This is a genomic window from Novipirellula herctigrandis (assembly GCA_007859835.1).
GTDB classification, from domain to species: domain Bacteria; phylum Planctomycetota; class Planctomycetia; order Pirellulales; family Pirellulaceae; genus Novipirellula_A; species Novipirellula_A herctigrandis.
Map to the genome: position 1 here is coordinate 572,348 of SJPJ01000002.1, position 9,318 is coordinate 581,665.

A 9,318-nucleotide genomic window follows, 5' to 3' on the forward strand; every position below is an offset into this window, starting at 1 on the left:
TCAGGTAGGTTTCCGATGGATGATTCTGCGCGTTTATTTCCAAGCCCAACATCAAGCCGGAAAGCACAACGCACTTTACCCCCCCCCTCCCCAAGCTAACCCATGTCCCTTTGGCTCCGCGATCTATGGCAGCAAACGCTGTTGACTCTTGATGAAGCGGCAACTCGCATGCGTGCTTCAACAGGGCGTTTTCCAGGGAACCACCGCGCCCCGCATCCGACATCCCTTGCCTCACTGGAACCTAGGATTTTGTTCAGTGCAGCGCCGATCGACGTGGCCACAGTCAACGGGGGGGAAGATACAACCGCAATGGTCGCTGAATTGGAACCGGCGACGGCCAATGCCGTTGAATCGACGGAAACAGAGTCGCAGCATGCCCAATTAGCGATTCACCAAGCGAACGAGATTGTGATCATCGATTCGCGCGTCTCGGACATCGAACAATTGCTCGGCGATCTAAATGAATCCGATCGAAATGTGGATGTGTATGTCTTGGATGCCGATCGCGACGGTGTCGACCAAATCACAGAAATCCTCGGCTCTCGCACGGACGTCACTGCCATTCATTTGGTGACACATGCCGAAGACGGAGCGGTAAAACTTGGCAATACTTGGCTCGGCCAATCCAATCTGGATGGCTACGCCGGGCAAATCGCTTCCTGGCAATCCTCGCTTTCGAGCGATGCAGACATGTTGCTGTACGGATGCGATTTGGCAGCGAGCGAAGATGGTCGAACCCTGATTGAGTCGCTCAGCGCCCTGTCGGGTGCCGATGTTGCGGCCAGTGATGACGACACTGGGCATGTCGACTATCAAGGCGATTGGCTGCTTGAGTACACGACGGGTGATATCGAGTCGAGTATTGCCTTCTCAGAAAATCTACAGCAAACGTGGCATAACAAACTTGCAACGCTCACGATCACCGTGGATACCTTCGACGATGTAGTCAACGGCGGTGATGCATTCACTTCGCTACGTGAGGCTGTGATCGCGGCCAACACTAACGTTGGCGATGATGTCACGATCGTGCTGCAAGCCGGGACGTACACACGACTGCTGAACACCACCGGCGAAGACGCAGCCGCAACGGGCGACTTGGACATTACTCGTGACGTCAAAATAGTGGGGGCCGGTGCTGGAGCGACGTTCATCGATGCGGGCTATAACGACCGCGTTTTCGAAGTCCACGGCGCACACCTAGTGATGTCGGATTTGACTGTTACTGCCGGGGTGATCGGTGACTACGGCGGTGGAATTCATGTTGCCGACGCAGCAGCAGAATTGACGCTTGACCATGTCGACGTGACCGACAATGGCGCGACCGAGGGAGCCGGGATCTACAACGCGGGCACAATGACGCTGACCGATGTCGAGATCTTTCAAAATGGTGGTACCGGATCAACCAACAGTGGTGGAGGGATCTTTAACGATGGAACCGCAACGCTTAATCGTGTGACCCTCACCGAAAATGGAGCTGGTCTCGGCGGCGCTATCTATAACGAAAACAGTTCCATTTCGATGTCGCTGACCAATGTGACCATCAGCAATAACCAAGCCGTGACCAATGGAGGAGGCATTTACAACAAGAATAGCTCCCTCACCATCGTTAACTCGACGATCACTCTGAACTCGGCGGATACCGGCGGTGGGATTTGGAGCACTGGCGGCCCCATTCCTGATCTACTCAATACGATCGTCGCTGGCAACACGGCAGGAACCGCGAATCCAGATGTTCAAGGCGATTTTGTTAGTTCTGGTAATAACCTGATCGGCGACGTTGGTACGGCCACGGGTTTCGGCGGCAGCGATATCACAGGACAATCGCCCTTATTGGCGGCCTTAGCTGACAACGGTGGATTCCCACGGACGCACGCGTTGCTCACCGGTAGCCCCGCTATCAACACGGGGGCCACGACGGGGGCTCCTGCGGTAGATCAACGAGGCATGACTCGCGATATTTCACCGGATATCGGGGCGTTTGAAGCCGCGAGTGCGACTTTTGTCGTGACCACGACCGCCGACAGTGGTGCCGGATCACTGCGACAGGCGATTATCGACGCCAATGCATCGACGGGTGCCGACATCATCACTTTTAGCATCGCTGGCACCGGCGTCCATATCATTACGCCGATTGGTGCTTTGCCAACGATTACTGAAAGAGTCACGATCGATGCAACCACCGACGATAGTTTCGCTGCCAATGGAAATCGACCCGCAATCACACTTGACGGATCATCCAGTGGTGCGGCTAACGATGGATTCGTGCTCTCCGCTACGGCCGATGGCACCACCATCCGTGGTTTTGTCATCAGTGACTGGGATGGCGACGGCATCGAGATCCAAGCAGGCTCTGACAATAACACCATCGTTGGTAATTACATCGGACGGCTCAACAGCAGCGGTACTGATTCGGGCGCAGGGACGCAGAACACTGGAAATGGTGTACTCGTCTATGGTGCGAACAATACCATCGGTGGCTTAACGGAATCCGATCGCAATATCATTTCGGGGAACAATAGCAGTGGCGTTGTTCTCAGCGGTGGTTCGGCAACGGGGAATGCGATTGTTGGCAACTTCATCGGCGTCGACCTGGGTGGGCATACCGCTTTGGGAAACACCAACAACGGCGTTGTGATCATGGCAGGTGCCGCGTCCAATACGATTGGCGGAAACACTGCGTCGGCCCGCAATATCATCAGCGGGAACAGCAACAACGGTATCCGAATCCAAGATGCCGGATCCAACAACAACCTCGTCCAAATGAACTACATCGGCGTCGATGTCGAAGGCGACGATGCTGTCGGAAACAGTTTGGCGGGAGTCAACATCGGCGGTGCGGCATCCAGCAATACCATTGGCGGTGCAGGACTAGGGAATGTGGTTTCCGGAAACACCAATGGGATTCAACTTTGGGACGGCGGCACGACAGGCAACGTCATTGCAGGCAACTTCGTAGGTGTTGATGCTACCGCGACGACCACTATCGGGAACACATCACAGGGAATTCAAATTGGGGGCGGTGCCGCCGCTAACACGATCGGTGGTACGACGGTTGCCGAAGGAAATATCGTCGGTGGAAACGGCTTTGCCGGAGTTGAAATCACAAATGCCGGCAGCAATGACAATATTGTTCAAGGCAACTTGATTGGTACGAATTCCGGTGGCATCCTTGATCTTGGAAACGACACGCACGGCATTCTTATCCAAAACGGTGCCATTGATAACGCAATTGGCGGAGTCAATGCAGGCGAAGGGAACGTGATCGCATTTAGCGGTGAGGACGGCGTGAGAGTGCTTTCCTCCGCGACCGGCAATTCCATTCTGGGAAACACCATATTTAGCAATGACGCACTGGGAATTGATATCGATTCCGATTCGGTGTCGGCAAATGACGTCGACGATGTAGACACGGGCACGAATGACTTGATGAATTTCCCCGTCATCAAGGCAGTGGTTCAAAACGGTGCTGACTTGGGTATCGTTTTTGATGCCGATTTGGCGGCGGGAACGTACCGGATTGAGTTCTTTGAGAATCCCGCTGGTGCCGACCCCTCAGGCTACGGGGAAGCTCAAGCGTTTCTGGGCGCAACAACCATTATCTCTGCTGGCGCAGCAGGATCGCAATCCTATCGAGCCACACTCACCGGCGTGACTGCGACAGCAATCGCGGGTATCACAGCAACCACTACCGAAGATCGCGGCGGTGGGTTCTATGGCAGTACCTCGGAGTTTAGTGCTGCTCACGTGGCCAATCAAATAACGGTCACAACCACGGATGATACCCTCGATGGCGATACCACCAGCCTTGTTAGTCTGTTCGGAAGCCGAGGCGCCGACGGCGAAATTTCGCTACGTGAAGCAATGGAAGCGGCGAACAACACGGCCAATGCCGCAGCAGCAGATCAAATTCTCTTTGACATCGCCGGCACCGGACCACACGTTATCGAACTGGCTAACGCGCTTGGCCAGTTACCCACGATCACCGATGCTGTTGTCATTGATGCGACCAGCGAACCTGATTACGCATCGACGCCCAACGTCGTGATTGACGGAAATCTATTATCGGGTTCTCTGGATGGAATCACCGTCACCTCCGGCGGCAGTACCATTAAAGGCTTTGCTGTTATCAACTTCGGCGGAGACGGCATTTTTCTTTCCGGAGGCGGCAGCAACACAATCCTAGGCAACTACATCGGCGTTGATGTCGATGGTACCGGTGCAGGAAATAGTAGCAATGGTTTGCAAATAACGAACTCTGCGAATAACCAGATCGGCGGAATCGGTGCCAATGAAGGCAACGTGATTGGCGACAACGGCGGGCTTCTTGGTGATGGAATTAATATCGTTGGAGCGGGCTCGATAGGAAACATCATTGTCAGCAACTATATCGGCACGGACCCCACCGGCATGATCGCCCGCGCAAATTCGACCCAAGGCATCTATATTGCCGGTGGTGCAACCAACACGATGATCGGTGGACCCACTGCGGCTCATGGCAACGTCATTTCCGGAAACCTCAATGACGGAATCGAGCTTTCTGGCAGTACTACGACTGGACACCAAATCTTCAATAACCTAATTGGAATCGCATCCGACGGTACGACTGTGCTGAGCAATGGTCAACACGGAGTCAATTTTGAAGATGCCCCCGATAACGTTATCGGTTCTGTTGGAAACGGAAACGTCATCAGCGGCCATGGATCCTTCGGGATTAACATCGCCGGAGTCAACGCAACGGGCAACACGGTTCAGGGTAACTTCATCGGCACCGACGCTGCAGCAACACTCAATCTTGGAAACTCGAGCGGCGGAATTCGATTCAATAACAAGAATGACACAGTCATCCCCTCCACCATTGGCAATCCGTCCGGCAATCTAATCGGTGGTGCGAATACAGGTGAAGGGAACGTCATCGCCTACAACTTGGGTGATGGCATTGATGTTCGATTCGGTACTGGCAATGAACTGCGTGCAAACACCATCTACAGCAATACTGGTTTGGGGATTGATCTGGCAGCGAATGGAGTCACCGCAAACGACGTCGGTGACGCCGATACGGGAGTGAACAATCTGCAAAACACTCCCGTCCTAACGAGTGCCATTGTTACCGGAACCGACCTGACTTTGACAGGGACGTTCAATAGCGCGTCCAGTTCGACCTATGAAGTTGACTTCTTTGCCAGCAGCACAGCGGATGCCAGTGGATCGGGCGAAGCCGAACGCTATCTTGGATCGGTTTCGATTGCAACGAACGTAAGTGGCGACGCGACAATCAGTGAATTCCTTAGTAACGCTTCGGTGGCGGCTGGTGAATTCATCACGGCTACCGCCACCGATCAAAGCGGCAATACATCCGAATTTTCCGTCAATGCAGTAGCAACCGGTCCGATTTCAACACTTCTTGATCAGTTCAACGCGGTTGACTACGCAGGTAATGATGGTACCAAGGACTTCGATGGAAGTTGGCAAGAACTCGGTGAATCCGATGGAACCAATTCAGGCCGTATCCGTGTCGTTAGCAGTGACACGACCAATGCACTTCGTATTGGTGGCGACGAGGTTACACTTGATGGCCGGGGCGTCCAACGTGAAGCAAACCTCTCGGGTGCAAACGCGGCAACATTGACGTTTGACTATCGCCGTACCATGCTCGACGAATCAGGTGGCAGTGTATCGGTTGAAGTCTCAGGCAACGGTGGCAGCAGTTGGACGACACTGCAAACATACAATTTAAACACCACCGACGGCAGTTACACTAGCCAAAGCTTTGACATTTTGAGCTATGCCGCCGATGACACGATGATCCGTTTCATTGGTTCGGGTGAGGTCGAAAGCTATTTCTATGCAGACAACATTCAGATCGAGTATGACGGAACGGCGAGTGTCAATGCGGCGCCAACGTCAACGGGATTCGGTGATATCGCGGTGCAGCAAGACGCGTCGTCAACGACGATCGATTTGTTTGCGACGTTTGCCGATGCCGAAGACCTTGACACCGCATTAACTTACTCCGTTACTAACAATTCGAATGCCACACTTGTATCGACATCGATCAATGCACCGGCCGGTCAGTTGATGCTGACCTACGGTGCGGGGGAAACGGGGCAAGCCAATATCACGCTGCGAGCGGTCGACACCGGTGGCAAGTTCGTCGAATCGACCTTCCAGGTCACCGTGACTGCGGAGCTTGCAGACAAGAATGAAACTTTCGTCAACACCGAGACCAACGATATCCAGGAAACCTCGGCGGAGGCTCGCGGAAGTGATCACGCGGTAGCCATCGCCAACAACGGCGATTACGTCGTCGTTTGGTCCAGTAAGGCTCAGGACACGTCCGGCTGGGGCGTTTACGGTCAGCGATTTGATAAGGATGGCTCAGCGCTGGGCGGTGAATTCCGAGTCACTCAAACCGACACCAATGACGAGCAATGGGCCTCGGTTGCAATGAATTCGACGGGCGAATTTGTCGTTACCTGGACCGCGAACGGCCAAGATGGCTCCAGTCATGGCGTCTATGCCCGTGCCTATGATGCCACTGGCACTGCAGTGACCAATGAATTACTTGTCAATTCGACCACCAGCGGCGAACAAAAGAACTCGTCGATCGGAATGGATTCCCTCGGTAATTTCGTCGTCATGTGGCAAGGTGAAGGTATTGGTGACGCAAACGGCATTTTTGTTCGGCGATTTAACGCAGACGGCACTGCCAGGGATGCTGCGGAAGTGTTGGTCAATACGAGCACAGCGAGCATTCAGTATGACGCGGCAATCAGCGTTAATGCTCATGGCGATTTTGTGATCACCTGGGACGATCCCGGTGGTTTCCACTTCCGACGCTTCAGTAACGCTGGGATTCCTCAGGGCACTCAAACGAATGTCGACAGCAGCGTGAATGCAGGAAATGGATCGATTGCGTTACACGATGATGGTTCCTTTGTCGCAGTTTGGCGAGACGGATTAACGACCAAAGATGTGCAAGCGAGACGCTATGACAATACCGGCACGCCAATCGGAGCCGAGTTCACCGTCAACTCGACGACCGCCAACAACCAGACGGCACCGTCGATCGACATGGATGCTAGTGGCAACTTTATTATCACGTGGGAAGGCGAAGGGCCAGGCGATGTTGATGGAATTTTTGGTCAAAAGTACGATAGCAATGGCGCTGCGATTGGCGGTGAGTTCCTGATCAATGGGACGACCAGTGGAACTCAGAACCAAACCTCGGTTGCGATGCTTGACTCAGACAACTTTGTCGTCGTCTGGTCCGGCAACGGCACCGGCGACTCAGACGGCGTTTATGCAAAACAATTCGGAACCGCTTCGGCGGTCAACACGGCCCCCAATGCCGACACGGGGGGCTCCTACACGATCAACGAAGGCGACTCGCTGAATCTTGACGCGAGTGGGTCAACCGATTCGGACTTAGACACGTTGTCGTACGAATGGGATCTCAATGGTGATCTGTCTTACGATGTAACGACCGCGACACCCACTGTCAGTTGGGCGTCGCTTCAAAGCTATAACATTGACAACGAGGGCTCCTACACAATCGGGCTGCGCGTCAGCGATGGAAATGGTGGTATTGATCTCGCAACCACAACCGTTACCGTTAACAACGTGGCGCCGAACGCGACTGATGACAACTATGCGGCCGATCTAAACACCGCCTTGGTGATCGGAAGTGGATCGGGACTGTTGGACAACGACACGGACCCAGTTGACACGCTGGTTGCCGAAGTCGTGACTGGGCCAAGCAACGGCGTGTTGACGCTTGATCCCTTGAGTCTGGGCACATACACGAATCTGACGAATGATGTCGCAGTCGAGGGCCAACCAGTCTGGTCGCCCGACGGATCGAAGATTGCCTTCTTCAGTGGCGTCACCGGTGACCGGCAAATCTATGTGATGAATTCCGATGGCAGCGGAGTCGCACAGCTGACCACTGATGCCGGAGTCAAAAGCCATCAACCGGCTTGGTCACCCGACAGTACGAAGTTGGCAGTGACGTCGGATCGTTACGTCAACGATGAGGTTGTCATCATCGATGCGAGCGACGGTACGGAGTTACTACGACTCACAAACGATGGTGGCGTCGATCACACTCCGGCTTGGTCGCCGGATGGAACAAAAATCGCCTTTGGTTCCAATCGCACGGGTGCGTATGAAATTTGGGTAACCAACTCCGACGGCAGCGGCATTCCCACTCAGTTGACATTCGCGGGTGCTGTCGATCGGTCCGCAGAATGGTCCCCCGATGGATCGAAACTCGTGTTCCGAACATCACGTGACGGCAACCCTGATATCTACGTGATGGATGCCGATGGCAGCAACCAAATTCAACTGACCTCGGATCTCGGGGCCGACATTCAGCCCGCTTGGTCCCCCGATGGTTCGCGGATTGCCTTTGTGTCGGACCGCAACGGTAACAACGATGTGTTCGTGATGAACGCGGACGGCAGTAATCAGGTTTCTCTGGGAACCACGGCTGCGGTCGAGATTGAATTGTCTTGGTCGCCCGATGGAACTCAGCTTGTGATCTCTGCTGACGACGAAATACAAGTCGCCAACATCCAGTTTGACGGAACCTTTACTTACACCCCTGACACCGGATTTACCGGCACCGATACTTTTGACTATGTGGCTAGTGACGGGGCTTCGGTCTCTGCGGCCGCTACAGCTACGGTCACAGTGACGGATCCGAACCAAGCTCCCACGGCCGATGCCGGGGGCACCTACACGATCAACGAAGGCGATTCATTGAGCCTCGTCGGTAGCGGTTCCAGTGATCCCGACGGCGATACGCTTAGTTATGCCTGGGACTTGGATAACGACGGCGATTTCGGTGACACTGACGAACCAACGACAGCGACACCGACGATCGACTGGGCCACGCTGCAAAACTTTCTGATCAATGATGACGGCAGCTACACAATCGGCTTGCAAGTCAGGGATGGCAGAGGGGGTGTCGATACGACGACCGTGAATGTAACGGTCAACAACGTCGCGCCAACATTAACCGTTTCAGGTGCGACGACGGTCGTCAATGGAACGAGCTACTTATTGAATCTCAGTGCAGTTGACCCTGGCAGTGATACGATTGCCTCATGGACGATCAACTGGGGCGATGGTTCGATCGAGACGATCGTGGGTAACCCGTCGACGGCGAGTCACGTCTATGGCGAGATCGGATACACGTATAACATCCTCGCCTCTGCCACGGACGAAGACGGGACCTATCTGCAGAACGAATTGTTGTTGAGTAGTTACACCGGCGACAGCGTATTGCGTTTTGCGGCGACCACCGGGACATTCCTA

General features: G+C 54.2%; 1 protein-coding gene. It reads left to right on the forward strand.

What is annotated here, in order from left to right; genetic code table 11:
• Nucleotides 1–102 precede the first annotated feature (102 nt).
• Nucleotides 103–9,318, forward strand: a 9,216-nt coding sequence (locus CA13_RS33000) for a DUF4347 domain-containing protein (protein ID WP_419195274.1), incomplete at its 3' end; no start/stop codon positions are given.